This is a genomic window from Klebsiella sp. K5-306 (assembly GCF_051835185.1).
In the GTDB taxonomy this organism is placed as follows: domain Bacteria; phylum Pseudomonadota; class Gammaproteobacteria; order Enterobacterales; family Enterobacteriaceae; genus Klebsiella; species Klebsiella oxytoca.
Genome location: NZ_JAIFJY010000003.1, coordinates 288,543 through 301,338, shown reverse-complemented (window position 1 = coordinate 301,338; position 12,796 = coordinate 288,543). Strand labels below are relative to the sequence as shown.

At 54.7% G+C, this 12,796-nt stretch carries 17 protein-coding genes; 7 read left to right on the top strand and 10 right to left on the bottom strand.

Annotated features, from left to right (window positions below; genetic code table 11):
- The first annotated feature begins 87 nt into the window (after nucleotides 1-87).
- Nucleotides 88-1,107, top strand: coding sequence for a LacI family DNA-binding transcriptional regulator (locus tag K2184_RS07230; protein ID WP_004104102.1), 1,020 nt, complete (start codon nucleotides 88-90; stop codon nucleotides 1,105-1,107).
- Nucleotides 1,108-1,110: 3 nt separating this feature from the next.
- Here the strand turns inward: K2184_RS07230 and yfcD are convergent, their stop codons facing one another.
- The 3 genes from yfcD to yfcF are packed head-to-tail and all read right to left on the bottom strand — an operon-like array spanning nucleotide 1,111 to nucleotide 2,976.
- Nucleotides 1,111-1,665, bottom strand: coding sequence for an NUDIX hydrolase YfcD (yfcD, locus tag K2184_RS07225; protein ID WP_004104103.1), 555 nt, complete (start codon nucleotides 1,663-1,665; stop codon nucleotides 1,111-1,113).
- 58 nt (nucleotides 1,666-1,723) lie between these two features.
- Entirely contained in the window at nucleotides 1,724-2,275 is a 552-nt protein-coding gene (gene yfcE / locus K2184_RS07220) for a phosphodiesterase (protein ID WP_004104104.1), read from the bottom strand.
- 56 nt (nucleotides 2,276-2,331) lie between these two features.
- Nucleotides 2,332-2,976, bottom strand: coding sequence for a glutathione transferase (yfcF, locus tag K2184_RS07215; RefSeq protein ID WP_004104105.1), 645 nt, complete (start codon nucleotides 2,974-2,976; stop codon nucleotides 2,332-2,334).
- A 208-nt stretch (nucleotides 2,977-3,184) separates the two neighbouring features.
- On the opposite strand from yfcF, the gene yfcG reads away from it, so the two are divergent.
- The 6 genes from yfcG (at nucleotide 3,185) to K2184_RS07185 (ending at nucleotide 6,761) form a co-directional block, all read left to right on the top strand.
- Nucleotides 3,185-3,814 (top strand): GSH-dependent disulfide bond oxidoreductase, encoded by a 630-nt coding sequence (gene yfcG, locus K2184_RS07210; RefSeq protein ID WP_004104106.1) that lies wholly within the window; start codon nucleotides 3,185-3,187, stop codon nucleotides 3,812-3,814.
- Nucleotides 3,815-3,879: 65 nt separating this feature from the next.
- The gene (folX, locus tag K2184_RS07205; RefSeq protein WP_004104107.1) at nucleotides 3,880-4,242 is read left to right on the top strand and encodes a dihydroneopterin triphosphate 2'-epimerase; all 363 of its coding nucleotides are present in this window, start codon (nucleotides 3,880-3,882) and stop codon (nucleotides 4,240-4,242) included.
- Between the two features lie 20 nt (nucleotides 4,243-4,262).
- A complete protein-coding gene (locus K2184_RS07200; protein ID WP_004104109.1) occupies nucleotides 4,263-5,156 on the top strand; it encodes a TIGR01777 family oxidoreductase in 894 nt (297 codons plus the stop codon).
- 215 nt (nucleotides 5,157-5,371) lie between these two features.
- A complete protein-coding gene (locus tag K2184_RS07195; protein WP_004114258.1) occupies nucleotides 5,372-5,626 on the top strand; it encodes a hypothetical protein in 255 nt (84 codons plus the stop codon).
- Nucleotides 5,627-5,629: 3 nt separating this feature from the next.
- The gene (locus tag K2184_RS07190) at nucleotides 5,630-6,196 is read left to right on the top strand and encodes a hypothetical protein (protein ID WP_004104113.1); all 567 of its coding nucleotides are present in this window, start codon (nucleotides 5,630-5,632) and stop codon (nucleotides 6,194-6,196) included.
- Nucleotides 6,197-6,263: 67 nt separating this feature from the next.
- Entirely contained in the window at nucleotides 6,264-6,761 is a 498-nt protein-coding gene (locus K2184_RS07185; protein WP_163525179.1) for a GNAT family N-acetyltransferase, read from the top strand.
- Nucleotides 6,762-6,802: 41 nt separating this feature from the next.
- Here K2184_RS07185 and hisP read toward each other — a convergent pair whose 3' ends face one another.
- From hisP to K2184_RS07150, 7 genes are all read right to left on the bottom strand, one after another.
- Complete coding sequence (hisP, locus tag K2184_RS07180) at nucleotides 6,803-7,576, bottom strand: histidine ABC transporter ATP-binding protein HisP (protein WP_004104116.1); 774 nt, start codon at nucleotides 7,574-7,576, stop codon at nucleotides 6,803-6,805.
- A gap of 7 nt (nucleotides 7,577-7,583) precedes the next feature.
- The gene (gene hisM / locus K2184_RS07175) at nucleotides 7,584-8,300 is read right to left on the bottom strand and encodes a histidine ABC transporter permease HisM (protein WP_004104118.1); all 717 of its coding nucleotides are present in this window, start codon (nucleotides 8,298-8,300) and stop codon (nucleotides 7,584-7,586) included.
- Nucleotides 8,297-8,983, bottom strand: a complete 687-nt coding sequence (locus tag K2184_RS07170; RefSeq protein ID WP_004104120.1) for a histidine ABC transporter permease HisQ — start codon at nucleotides 8,981-8,983, stop codon at nucleotides 8,297-8,299. The genes hisM and K2184_RS07170 overlap by 4 nt, the downstream gene beginning before the upstream one ends.
- A 66-nt stretch (nucleotides 8,984-9,049) precedes the next feature.
- Nucleotides 9,050-9,832 carry a histidine ABC transporter substrate-binding protein HisJ gene (gene hisJ / locus K2184_RS07165; protein ID WP_023321376.1) on the bottom strand — a complete coding sequence of 261 codons (783 nt, stop codon included), beginning with the start codon at nucleotides 9,830-9,832 and terminating at the stop codon, nucleotides 9,050-9,052.
- Between the two features lie 257 nt (nucleotides 9,833-10,089).
- Nucleotides 10,090-10,872, bottom strand: a complete 783-nt coding sequence (argT, locus tag K2184_RS07160) for a lysine/arginine/ornithine ABC transporter substrate-binding protein ArgT (protein ID WP_004104124.1) — start codon at nucleotides 10,870-10,872, stop codon at nucleotides 10,090-10,092.
- A gap of 290 nt (nucleotides 10,873-11,162) precedes the next feature.
- A complete protein-coding gene (locus tag K2184_RS07155) occupies nucleotides 11,163-11,732 on the bottom strand; it encodes a UbiX family flavin prenyltransferase (RefSeq protein ID WP_004104126.1) in 570 nt (189 codons plus the stop codon).
- A gap of 41 nt (nucleotides 11,733-11,773) precedes the next feature.
- Nucleotides 11,774-12,769 (bottom strand): LacI family DNA-binding transcriptional regulator, encoded by a 996-nt coding sequence (locus K2184_RS07150; protein ID WP_004104128.1) that lies wholly within the window; start codon nucleotides 12,767-12,769, stop codon nucleotides 11,774-11,776.
- Nucleotides 12,770-12,796: the final 27 nt, after the last annotated feature.

Genomic DNA, 12,796 nt, shown 5'->3' with positions numbered 1-12,796 from the left:
CAGCAAAAAGCCCCGGTTAAGGCGTATACTCCCTGACACGTGAAGTAATGGATGAAAATAAAAAACGTCTGTTTAGCAGGAATATGTATGTCTCTAACCCGAAAACGGCGTAGTACCGGTAAAGTGACGATCGCCGATGTTGCTCAGCTGGCAGGTGTGGGAACCATGACCGTATCCCGCGCGCTTCGCACGCCGGAACAAGTTTCCGATAAACTCCGTGAAAAAATCGAAGCGGCGGTGCAAGAACTCGGGTATATGCCTAACCTCGCCGCCAGCGCCCTGGCATCAGCCTCTTCAAGAACTATCGCGATGGTGGTCCCCAATCTGGCGGAGGCGGGCTGCTCAGCGATGTTTGCCGGGCTTCAGCAGGTACTACAGCCGGCGGGTTATCAAATCATGCTCGCGGAATCGCAGCACCGTCTTGAGCAGGAAGAAAAGTTGCTGGAAACGCTGCTGGCTTCGAATATCGCCGCCGCCATTCTGCTTAGCGTTGAACATAGCGATACCGTACGCCACTGGCTGCAAAACGCCTCGATTCCGGTGGTGGAAATGGGGGCGATGCGCGCCGATCCTATCGACATGAATATCGGCATTGATAACGTAGCGGCGATGTTCGAGCTGACGGAGATGCTCATTCACCGCGGCTATCAGAATATCGGTCTACTGTGCGCCAATCAGGAACAGTGGATTTTTCAGCAGCATTTGCAGGGGTGGTACAAGGCCATGCTGCGCCATCATATGTCGCCTAACCGGGTGATTAACGCTGCGCTACCGGCCAACTTTTCCACCGGCGCTTCGCAGCTGCCGGAGTTTTTGCTGGCATGGCCAGAACTCGATGCGCTGGTCTGCGTTTCCGATGAGCTGGCATGCGGGGCGCTGTATGAGTGCCAGCGTCGGCGTATCAAGGTGCCTGATGATTTAGCCGTCGTCGGCTTTGGCGACAGTGACGTGAGTCGGGTGTGCCAGCCGCCGTTAACGACCATGGCTGTGCCGCACCACAAGATTGGTATAGAAGCCGGGCGAGCCCTTCTGGAGCGTTTTAATGAGGGAAACTGGAGCGACAGGAAACCCATCGCGTCCAGTTTATGCATGCGGGATAGCTGCTAAAGGCTATTCCGCCTCTTCCTGTTTTTCGGCTTTTGTTGGCTCATTGTTGGCATTGCGGGTCATCCACAGCGCCAGCGCTTTTAATGAATCCGGAGTGAATTCATCGCAGCGGGCGGTGATCTCTTCCGGCGTCAGCCAGCACACTTCGCTCACTTCTTCTTCTTGCAGCGCGAACGGTCCGTGCGATACGCAGCTAAACAGACCGCCCCAGACGCGGCAGTGCTTATCTTCGTAGTAGAACTGCCCGTGGTCAGCGAAGGGCACGCCGGCAATGCCGAGCTCTTCTTCCGCCTCGCGGCGCGCGGACTCCAGCATTTGCTCATCAGCCTGCACTACGCCACCGGCGGTGGCGTCCAGCATGCCCGGCTGGAAATCTTTCGTTTCGGTACGACGCTGCACCAGGATTTTGCCCATCCCATCATGAACAACAATGTAGGTCGCGCGATGACGCAGACACTCCGCGCGCATTTGTTCGCGGCTGGATTGTGCTATCACCTCGTTGTTTTCATTAACAATATCGACCCATTCTGTGCTTGCCAAATGATTCTGTTCCGCCATCAGGAAACCTTACTTTTTAAAGCGCTCTCGCGGCGCGTCTATACGATTGAGGGGTAAATTACGGGTAAATTGCGACCTCTGCAATAACCTGATGATCATCGAGTGCTAAAACCTGCAATCGCCCCTCGTTCAGAAGACCGTAGCTGGCGGTAAATCCCCCTTTAGGGATGCTGACCGAGCCGGGATTGAAGAGAAAAATCTCGCCGCGTTTCTCGGCTACCGGAATATGAGTATGGCCGTAAGCCAGCACATCGCCAGCGGCGAGTGGAGGCAAATTATCGGGGCTGTACAGATGTCCGTGAGTGAGAAACAGGCGGGTTCGCTCGCTCAAAACCTGCTGCCAGGGGGCGGTTATGGGGAAATGGAGCAGCATCTGATCGACTTCGCTGTCGCAGTTGCCGCGAACGGCAATCACCCGCTCCGCTACGCGGTTTAACGCCTCTGCGACCTGGGCCGGGGCATAACCTTCAGGAAGCGCGTTACGCGGTCCGTGATTCAGCACATCACCGAGAATAACCAGCCACTGCGCCCCGCTTCGCGCGAACAGCTCAAGCACGCGTTCGGCTGCAGGTAGAGAGCCATGGATATCCGAGGCAAACATCAGCTTCATACAATTCATCTCCACGCATTACGATGCCGCTATGATAACGGAACCGCTGACGCTTATCAGCCCGCTCGTTTGGCTGAGAGTGCGACGTAGCGCTGGACTGACGCTCGCTGCCACTGGAAGGTGGCATAATCAGCCAGCGCGGTCGGAACCTCATCGCCGTTCAGAACCAGACGATTGAGCATCAGCGCAAGATCGGTATCGGCTATAGACCATTCGCCAAATAAATTCTGCCCGCCATGGGATAGCAGAACGCCAGCCGTTTCAAACAGCTTGCCGGCGCTTTTTTTCCCGGCTTCGCTGAGCGGCGGTTTCTTTTCTCCGGCAAAAACCACGGCCGTCGAGCGTTCTTCACGAATCGGCATTAAATCGCTACGCAGCCAGGCCTGCACCTGACGCGCCCGCGCGCGCTTTTGCAGGTCATGCGGATACAGCCTCTCCCACTCCGGAGGCGCGAAGCGTTCATCGAGATATTCGGTAATCGCGGAGGATTCGCTCAGGAAGAACTCACCGACCTCCAGCAGCGGTACGCGCCGCGTCACGCTGTAGCCTTTCCAGCCGCTTTGCAGATGCTCGCCGCTGTCGAGATCGACGGTTTTTAGAGTAAAAGGCAGGCTCTTTTCCTGCAGGGCAACGTACACGGACATCACATAGGGCGAGAAAAAATCGGCGTCGGACCACAGGGTAATCGCGGACTGGCTCATAGCATCCTCAATGGCTAATGTAATGGGGCGATAAGCCAACATAGCCTGTCTTTCAGAAGATGTCACTGACCGTCGCCTTGAGGATCTTACATACTTAATTGCGGTGAACTTGCCTGGCAAAAATCATCCCGGATTCGGTTAGCCTGCCGGATAACGTCAGTTCACCTATACTCGAAAAGTTTGCGACCCGTAACGGCGAGGGATTTTCATGATCGATCTTTACTACGCACCCACTCCCAATGGCCACAAAATCACGCTCTTCCTCGAAGAAGCTCAGTTGGCCTATCGTCTCATCCGGGTGGATATCGGCAAAGGGGAGCAGTTCCAACCCTCCTACCTTGCGATTTCGCCAAATAACAAGATCCCGGCGATCGTTGACCATGAACCCGCCGACGGCGGTGGCCCGTTAAACCTGTTTGAGTCCGGAGCAATCCTGCTCTACCTTGCAGAAAAAAGCGGCAAGTTACTGAGCGGTGAGCTCCGCGAGCGCCACGCTACGCTCCAGTGGTTATTCTGGCAGGTCGGCGGTTTAGGGCCGATGCTCGGGCAAAACCACCACTTTAACCACTGCGCCCCACAGGCGGTACCCTATGCCATCGAGCGCTATCAGGTTGAAACTCAGCGGCTGTACGGCGTGCTCAACCGGCGCCTTGGCGAGAGCCCCTGGCTGGGCGGCAACCACTACAGTATCGCCGATATCGCCTGCTGGCCGTGGGTGAATGCCCATCAGCGCCAGCGCATCGACCTCGCCAGTTTTCCGGCGGTTCACAACTGGTTTGAACGCATTCGTCATCGCCCGGCGACCGTTGAGGCGCTTCTGAAAACAGAAGCCTGGTAACCCCCTGCTCGGCCGGGAAGCTTTGATGTATGATGGCGGAAATTACTACCCGGAGGAAGCCTGCAATGTCTCAACCAGACGCCATTATTCGAATTAAGAACCTGCGCCTGCGTACTTTTATCGGAATTAAAGAGGAAGAGATCGCCAACCGCCAGGATGTGGTGGTCAACGTCGCTATCCACTATCCGGCGGAGAAATCACGCAACAGCGAAGATATTAACGATGCGCTGAACTACCGCACCATTACTAAGCGCATTATTAGTCATATCGAAAATAACCGCTTTTCTCTACTGGAAAAATTAACTCAGGATGTGCTCGACATCGCACGCGAACATCACTGGGTCACATATGCTGAAGTAGAGATCGACAAACTGCATGCACTGCGCTACGCCGATTCCGTCTCCATGACGATGAGCTGGCGGCGCTAGATGCATCTTCGGGAGGCGCTATGAACGTTCTGCTTACTGGCGGTACCGGCCTGATTGGCCGGCATCTGATACCCCGGCTGCTGGAGCTGGGGCATCGCGTAACGGTTTCAACCCGCAGCCCTGAAAAGGCGAAAAACCGCCTCGATTCTCGCGTCACTCTGTGGCGCGATTTTGAGCATCAGGTGAATCTTAACGGTTTTGATGCCGTCATCAATCTGGCAGGCGAACCTATCGCCGATAAACGCTGGACGGCGGAGCAGAAGCAGCGCCTCTGCCACAGCCGTTGGGATATCACCCAAAAGCTGGTCACCCTAATCAACGCCAGCGACGCGCCGCCCGCGGTGCTGATTAGCGGTTCAGCCGCCGGCTATTATGGCGATCTCGGCGAAGTTGTCGTCACCGAAGAAGAGCCGCCGCATAATGAGTTTACCCACAAGCTTTGCGCCCGCTGGGAGCAGATTGCCTGCGAAGCGCAGAGCGATCGCACCCGCGTATGCCTGCTGCGTACCGGGGTGGTGCTGGCGCCGCGAGGCGGCATTCTGGCCAAAATGGCGCCCGCCTTTAAGCTTGGCCTCGGCGGCCCTATCGGCAGCGGCAGACAGTATCTGGCCTGGATCCACATCGACGATATGGTCAACGGTATACTGTGGCTGCTTGATAACGACCTGCGCGGGCCGTTTAATATGGTTTCCCCTTACCCGGTTCGTAACGAGCAGTTCGCTCATGCGCTGGGCCATGCGCTAAACCGTCCGGCGATTTTCCGCGTCCCGGCGGCGGCTATTCGTCTGCTGATGGGAGAATCTTCCGTTCTGGTACTCGGCGGCCAGCGCGCGCTGCCTAAACGCCTGGAAGCGGCCGGATTTGGCTTTCGTTGGTACGATCTGGAAGAGGCGCTGGCCGACGTGCTGCGGTAGTCCAGGTCTCTCAGGGAGAGTATCGCTCTCCCTGATTAATTAATTTGTTGAACCCGCCTCGCAGCGCGCAAAAATCACCATTCCTCTGTCGCCTTAACTGTGAATCTTATTCCAGTGATATGTCTTTCACTCTGCCATAACCCCTGTGTGTAATTTAACACCACCACACCGTTGACATTCGTCAACAACTTATTCAATATTACCAGGATGAATTGATGAAGGAACATCCGGATAAACATATCAGAGCAGCTATTGACTACGCGCTGGCACGGGGCTGGATTTTTATCACTGGCGGCAAAAGCGCTCACTGTTTTGGCAGGTTGATGTGTGGGACGGCCCGGCACCGGGAACATATGATGAGCATCTGGTCAACGCCTGCGGTACCCATTAACCACGCCAGGCAAATTATCAGAATGGTCGACCGCTGCCAGCCGCCTGCCTCGGGTCAGATTAACCACAAGAAGGATTAAACAATGGCGCTGTATAATTTTACGCTCACCCTCTCCGGCGTAACTTCTCGTACCGTGGGTCTGGAAGATGCACTGCATGCCGCAGGCTGCGCTGACGCCCTGGTCTGTTTTTACGGAACGGCGGTCTATCTGGAGTTCGATCGCGAAAGAGACTCTCTTGAGCAGGCTATTCTGTCAGCCATTGCTGATATCGAATCCGCTCCGGCTCTGAATGCGCGAGTCGAATCCGTCGATTCCGCGCTGGTAGGATTAAGCGATATTGCCGAACTCACCGGCCTGACGCGACAGGCCGTCGCCTTATTGAAAGATGGCGCGCGAGGCTCGGGCCAGTTTCCGGGACCGGTGCAGCGCGTTAAAGGCAATTCGCCGCTATGGCGCTGGAAAACCATCGTTGGCTGGCTGGTAACGGAGGGACGACTTGCTGAAGACTCAGCGCTGGTCGCCCACGCCGAGGTGCTGGACGATCTCAATCTGGCGCTGCAGCTGAGGGCTACGCGGGAGAGCAAAACCGTGTTGCACTATCTTAGCGGGCTGGAAAGTCAGCGCCAGGCTTCACCGACGGTTGCTTAAAGGTATAAACATTCCGCGGCTTTATGGTGTTAAGGTGGCGGAATAATCCACTTGTATGGACTGCTTTATGATAACACTCACCACTCCGCGCCTGCGTCTCTCTGGGTTTAACGCATCCGACTGGCCTTTGTTTCTGCGCTTACGGCGAGATCCCGAAGTGATGCGCTATATGGGAGAGCTTCTTGAGGAGCCGGCGCTGCGGACGCTGTTTGAGTCCCGCTGCGCAGACCCTGGCGTATTCGTTTTACGTGATGCCAGCGGCGCGGCAATAGGCGATATCGGGCTGCGCATCAGCAGTAAAAACCCGCACGAAGCGGATGTCGGATACGCACTCCTGCCCGAAGCTCAGGGGAAAGGGTACGCCAGCGAAGCGCTAAAAGCGATTTGCGACTACGGTTTTCAGCAGCTCGGCGTTCACGCCATCAATGCCTGGGTGCTGGGCAGTAACGCTGGTTCCTCTCGTCTGCTGGAAAAACACGGTTTTATCCGCATTCAGGTGCTCGAAAAAGCCTATCGCCTGAACGGAATTGATTACGACGACTGGGTATATCGGCTGGAGCGTTAGCCGCCCCGACGGAGAGTATTCCGCCGGGGGCAGGACAGGAATTACTTTAAAGAGCCTTTCAGGAACTGCTGCAGGCGCTGGCTTTTCGGATTACCGAAGACTTCGTCAGGGTGCCCCTCTTCTTCTATCTTGCCCTGATGCAGGAAGATTACGTGAGAGGAGACGTGGCGCGCAAAACCCATCTCATGGGTGACCACGACCATGGTTTTCCCCTCTTCCGCCAGCTGCTGCATAATGCGCAACACTTCGCCCACCAGTTCAGGATCAAGCGCCGACGTCGGTTCATCAAACAGCAGCACATCGGGTTCCATCGCCAGCGCGCGGGCGATGGACACGCGCTGCTGCTGGCCGCCGGAGAGATGCACCGGATATTTAATCTGCTGGCGTTCGTCAATCCCCACCTTCGCCAGATATTTCACCGCCCGCTCGCGCGCTTCCTGTTTGCTCAGGCCCAGAACCTGAATCGGCGCTTCCATCACGTTTTCCAGCACCGTCATATGGCTCCAGAGATTGAAATGCTGGAACACCATCGTCAGGCGAGTCCGCAGCAGACGCAGTTGGTTCTTATCCGACACCTTGAGCTGACCGTCTTTATCACGAACCAGACCAATGTTCTGCCCGTTAACCACAATCGTCCCTTCGCTGGGCTTTTCAAGAAAGTTAATGCAGCGCAGAAAGGTGCTTTTACCGGAACCGGATGAGCCAATAATACTGATCACGTCCCCGGCTTTCGCCCGCAGCGAAACGCCTTTCAGCACCTCGTGTTCGCCGTAACGTTTATGCAGATCGATTACATTTAATTTATTGTCGGACATGGCGTTCTCAATGCGTCGAAGAAGGTTTGATATGCTGCAGCCAGCGCTTTTCCGCCCTGCGGAATAAGCTAATCAGCACATAGGAGATAATTAAATACAGAACTGCGGCAATGCCAAAAGCGGTAAACGGCTGGTAGGTTGCCGAGTTGATATCACGGGCAATTTTCAGCAGATCCGGCACCGTGGCGGTAAAGGCCAGCGCGGTGGAATGCAGCATCAGGATCACTTCGTTGCTGTAGGCAGGCAGAGCAATACGCAGCGCGGAAGGCAAAATAATGCAGCGATACATTTTGACCGCAGAAAAACCGTACGCGCGGGCGGCTTCGATCTCTCCCGCCGGCACTGAACGAATCGCTCCGGCAAAAATCTCCGTGGTATAAGCGCAGGTATTCAGCGTCAACGCCAGTACCGTACAGTTCAGACCGCTACGAAAGAAGGCGTTCAGCAGTTCTGTACCTTTGACGATCTCCAGCGTGTACATACCGGAATAGAACACCAGCAGCTGCACATACAGCGGGGTACCGCGAAAGATATAGGTGAAAAGCCAGATTGGGAACTGGATAAATTTGTTGCTCGATACCCGGCCTATGGCAAGAAAAACCGCGAGTATGCCGCCCATCACGACTGAAGAGATCAGCAGCCAGAGCGTAATCGCTACGCCGGTGAAGCGATAGCCGTCGGTCCACAGCAGAGATTTCCAGTACTCCTGAATAATATCAATCACAGGTCAGCCCTCTTCACGCCAACAGAATAACGGCGTTCGAGCATCAGCAGCACACCATTGGAAACCGTGGTAAACACCAGATAAATCAGGCCGCAGACGATAGCGAAGTAGAAAGGCTCCCAGGTGCTTTTACCCGCCAGCTGAGTTGCCTTAACCACATCTTCCAGCCCCAGCAATGAGACCAGTGCAGTCGCTTTGAGGATCACCTGCCAGTTATTGCCAATTCCGGGCAGCGCATAGCGCATCATTGCCGGAAACAGAATGCGGCGAAAGGTCTGCCCGCCGCTGAAGCCGAAGGCCGTTGCCGCTTCAATATGTCCCTTCGGTACCGCCAGGAAGGCGCCGCGAAAGGTTTCGGTGAAGTAAGCGCCGTAAATAAAGCCCAGAGTGATAATCCCCGCGACCATGGGGTCGATATCAAACTGCGCGAGGCCAAGCGCATCGGTCAGCGCGTTGAGCGCGATCTGCAACCCGTAGAAAATCAGCAGCATCAGCACCAGATCGGGTACGCCGCGAATTAAGGTGGTATAGCCTTCAAAAATCAGCGCCAGCGGACGATTACTGGAAAGCTTCGCCCCCGCGCCTGCCAGGCCGATAAGCACTGCCAGAACGACCGAGCTTAACGCCAGCTCAAGGGTGACCAGCGCGCCCTGAAAAATAACCTGAGAAAAACCGTACAGCATGCTGTCTGCCCTGTCTGTCATCAACCATCGCGCGCTAAGTCACGCGCGATGGGGTACGCGGGATGGTTAGTCGCCGTACACGTTAAAATCGAAATATTTCTTCGCCAGCTTGTCGTAGGTGCCGTCCTGGCGCATCTCGGCAAAGGCTTTATTTAATGCTTCACGCAGCTCATTATCCTCTTTGCGCAGCCCCATTCCGGTGCCGACGCCAAACAGCTTCTCGTCTTTAATCGACGGGCCGCCGAACTGATAATCTTTGCCGATAGGCTGTTTGAGGAAGCCTTCGCTGGCGGCAACTTCATCCTGGAACGCCGCGTCAATACGTCCGGCGGTCAAATCGGAATAGATATTGTCCTGACCCTGATAGGAAACGATTTCAATACCTTTCGGCGCCCAGTGTTCATTGCCATAGGTTTCTTGTGTGGTGCCCTGCAGAACGCCAATGCGCTTACCTTTCAGCTTCGCAAGGTCTGGCGTGATATCGCTGCCTTTTTTGACGACCAGGCGAGAATCAGCCGCGTAAAGTTTGTCGGTGAAGGCAATTTCCTGCTGGCGTTTTTCGGTGATCGAAAGCGAAGACATAATGGCGTCGATCTTCTTCGCTTTTAAAGAAGGGATCAGCGCGTCCAGCGGGTTCTCAATGAAGGTACATTGCGTATTGATGCGCTTACACAGCTCTTTTGCCAGATCGATGTCAAAACCAACCAATTCACCCTGTGCATTCTTTGATTCGAACGGGGCATAAGTAGGATCGGTGCCAATGCGGACTTTTTGCGGAATTGCTGCGAATACGGTGGAAACGCTGGAAAGGGCCAGCGCTAAGGAGAGAGACAACGCCAGTTTTTTCATAACTATCCTCAACAGACTGTCATTCTAATGGATTTATTAGAAGTACTTACGGCAGTTATCGTGCCATTATTCGCCCCGGTAAGGCAAAGCATTCTGCGCCGGAAAGCAAATTTTTTCGCATCGGAAACGCTTAACTATGCACTTTTTAACATAGAGTGCGCAATTTCCTGCACCAAATTGATCCGCTTAAAGCGCCGTTGCACCAATATCAGACAGAAATAGATACTCGTGGCCCGGAATCCGGGCCAGCGGGCGACTTAATCACCGTAAACGTTGAAGTCGAAGTATTTCTTCGCCATTTTGTCGTAGGTGCCGTCTTTGCGAAGCTCTGCCAGGGCTTTATCAAAAGCGGCCTTCAGTTCGCTATCGTCCTTACGCAGGCCAATACCGGTGCCATCTCCGAAGAATTTTTTGTCTTTAACAGAAGGTCCGGCAAAGGCAAAATCTTTACCGGCTGGTTGCTTGAGGAAGCCTTCGCTGGCGGCGACCTCATCCTGCAAGGCGGCATCCAGGCGGCCCGCAGCGAGGTCTGAGTAGATTAAGTCCTGATTCTGATAAGCCACGACGTCTACCCCGTGGCTACGCCAGCGTTCATTGCCGTAGGCCTCCTGGGTGGAGCCCTGCAGAACGCCGACGTGCTTGCCTTTCAGAGATTCCAGCGTCGGTTGAATCGGTGAGCCTTTGGCGGCAATCAGGCGAGAGTCCGCCGCGTAGAGCTTGTCAGAGAACGCGATTTCCTGCTGGCGTTTTTCGGTGATCGATAACGAAGAGATGATGGCGTCGATTTTCTTCGCCTTCAGCGATGGGATCAGGGAGTCGAAATCGCTGCCAACCCAGGTACATTTTACTTTGATGCGCGAACAGAGCTCATTACCCAAATCAATGTCAAAACCCACGAAATCCCCTTTCGCATCCTTAGAAGAAAAAGGCGCGTAGGTGGCATCGGTGCCAATGCGAATACTCTGCGGCAGCGCGGCGAAGGCGCTGGAAGCGCTGCAAATGCCCATCATTAAAGAGAAAGCCAGGACCGTCTTCTTCATAGGTTACCCTTAAGTGTCGTGATGTTGTTATGTCATGCGTTGTCTTGTTATTGGTGCTGCCGACAAATCTTGCACGTTTTATGCCATTCTCTCAGTGCGTGCTGGAAACGGCGTTAAATTTGTTAAATAAAGGTTGCAAGTTTGTCTTGAAAGGGAAGATACCAGCAATAATGGATAAACCGCAGCGCCGTAGCGCAAAAAAACAAATTAAATGTTGAGGATTTGATCGAGGCGACAAAATTGCACTGCAGGAGCGCAGAGGTGAAGAAAGCGCACTATGTTAGTGCGCCCTACGCGCCCTGCCAGCGGGTAAAGAGGTCTGCAGGAAGAGAGATATCAAACTGATCGATAACGCGATTGACCGTTTGATTGATCACATCGTCAAGGCTTTCAGGACGATGATAGAACGCCGGAACCGGCGGCATAATCACTGCGCCCATTTCCGCCGCCTGGACCAGCAGACGCAGATGACCGAGGTGGAACGGCGTTTCCCGAACGCACAGCACCAGCGGGCGACGCTCTTTAAGCACCACGTCCGCCGCTCTGGTCAGCAGCCCATCGGTATAGCTATGAACAATGCCGGAAAGCGTTTTCATTGAACATGGCAAAATCACCATCCCGGCGGTTTTAAAAGAGCCGGAAGAGATACTGGCGGCGATATCACGGGCATCGTGCACTACGTCGGCCAACGCCTGCACCTCGCGCAGGGAGAAGTCCGTCTCCAGCGCCAGCGTCTGACGGGCGGCCTGGCTTAAAATAAGATGGGTTTCGACATCAGGCACCTCGCGCAAAACCTGGAGCAGGCGTACGCCGTAAATTGCGCCGCTGGCGCCAGAGATACCGATAATGAGTCGCTTCACGATGATTGCCCCTTTCACACGATGGCGCAGACTTTGCCGGATTATGCCTGCGGACGCAACCGCAATGAACTCTCACGAACCACTAACCGCACCGGCAACAACAAGTTTCTGTCACCCTCATCGCTGAGTAAAAGACGGAACGCATCGCGGCCAAGCTCACGCTTATCAATGGCCACCGTGGTTAACGGCGGCCAGGCCCATGCAGCAGCTTCAATATCATCGAAACCGACGATCGCAATCTCATCCGGCACCTTGATGCCCTTCCGCGCGCAAACTCTCATCGCCACCAGCGCCGCCATATCGTTATAAGCAAAGATAGCATCCGGCGGCTGCGGTAGCGCCAGCAGTTTCTCCATGCCTTCTACCAGCGGTTTTTCTATCTCCTTGACCGGGGGGACTTCGACTCGATACTCCTCGGCCAGAGAAATTCCGGCATCAAACAGCGCCTGCAGATAGCCTTCAGTACGCTGACGGATGCTGTAATGGTGCTGCGAATGGCCGAGTAAGGCAATACGCTTTCTTCCCTGTTCAAGCAGGTGGCGGGTGGCGATAAATCCGCCGTGATAGTTGTCAGGATTGGCACAGGGAAAATCCGCCGCCCACAAATCAACCAGGGCAACGGGGAGCGCCGTTTTTTTCAACTCCGCCAGTATCTCTGCTTCCAGATAACCCGCGCAGATCAGCGCGTCAGGCTGATGGAGATTAATCAACTCGCCAACTGAATCTCCCGGACCAATGGGCTGGAAGCTCATGGCAATTTCATTTTCTCTACAAGCGTCAGCAACGCCAAGCATGACGGTCGAATAGAACGGCAGAGCGCTGGCAATATTGTGTTCCCTGTGCATTAAAAACAGCAGCCGCTTGATGCGACCGTTGCGCAAGCGGCTAAAATCATAGCCTTCGGCTTCCGCTATCGACAGGATCCGCTGACGAGTCTCCTCGCTAAGCCCCGGCTGCCCTTTTAGCGCTCTTGATACTGCGGCAATCGACACGCCGCAGGCCGCCGCAATATCTTTAATTCTGGTCTTTTTTACCATTCCGTTCGTTTTCACCTGTTTTACGGG

What these genes read in the sequence shown, in the direction of transcription:
- K2184_RS07230 (WP_004104102.1), top strand. Translation starts at nt 88, where the DNA reads ATGTCTCTAACCCGAAAACGGCGTAGTACCGGTAAAGTGACGATCGCC.
- yfcD (WP_004104103.1), bottom strand. Translation starts at nt 1,665, where the DNA reads ATGGCGGAACAGAATCATTTGGCAAGCACAGAATGGGTCGATATTGTT.
- yfcE (WP_004104104.1), bottom strand. Translation starts at nt 2,275, where the DNA reads ATGAAGCTGATGTTTGCCTCGGATATCCATGGCTCTCTACCTGCAGCC.
- yfcF (WP_004104105.1), bottom strand. Translation starts at nt 2,976, where the DNA reads ATGAGCCAGTCCGCGATTACCCTGTGGTCCGACGCCGATTTTTTCTCG.
- yfcG (WP_004104106.1), top strand. Translation starts at nt 3,185, where the DNA reads ATGATCGATCTTTACTACGCACCCACTCCCAATGGCCACAAAATCACG.
- folX (WP_004104107.1), top strand. Translation starts at nt 3,880, where the DNA reads ATGTCTCAACCAGACGCCATTATTCGAATTAAGAACCTGCGCCTGCGT.
- K2184_RS07200 (WP_004104109.1), top strand. Translation starts at nt 4,263, where the DNA reads ATGAACGTTCTGCTTACTGGCGGTACCGGCCTGATTGGCCGGCATCTG.
- K2184_RS07195 (WP_004114258.1), top strand. Translation starts at nt 5,372, where the DNA reads ATGAAGGAACATCCGGATAAACATATCAGAGCAGCTATTGACTACGCG.
- K2184_RS07190 (WP_004104113.1), top strand. Translation starts at nt 5,630, where the DNA reads ATGGCGCTGTATAATTTTACGCTCACCCTCTCCGGCGTAACTTCTCGT.
- K2184_RS07185 (WP_163525179.1), top strand. Translation starts at nt 6,264, where the DNA reads ATGATAACACTCACCACTCCGCGCCTGCGTCTCTCTGGGTTTAACGCA.
- hisP (WP_004104116.1), bottom strand. Translation starts at nt 7,576, where the DNA reads ATGTCCGACAATAAATTAAATGTAATCGATCTGCATAAACGTTACGGC.
- K2184_RS07170 (WP_004104120.1), bottom strand. Translation starts at nt 8,983, where the DNA reads ATGCTGTACGGTTTTTCTCAGGTTATTTTTCAGGGCGCGCTGGTCACC.
- hisJ (WP_023321376.1), bottom strand. Translation starts at nt 9,832, where the DNA reads ATGAAAAAACTGGCGTTGTCTCTCTCCTTAGCGCTGGCCCTTTCCAGC.
- argT (WP_004104124.1), bottom strand. Translation starts at nt 10,872, where the DNA reads ATGAAGAAGACGGTCCTGGCTTTCTCTTTAATGATGGGCATTTGCAGC.
- K2184_RS07150 (WP_004104128.1), bottom strand. Translation starts at nt 12,769, where the DNA reads ATGGTAAAAAAGACCAGAATTAAAGATATTGCGGCGGCCTGCGGCGTG.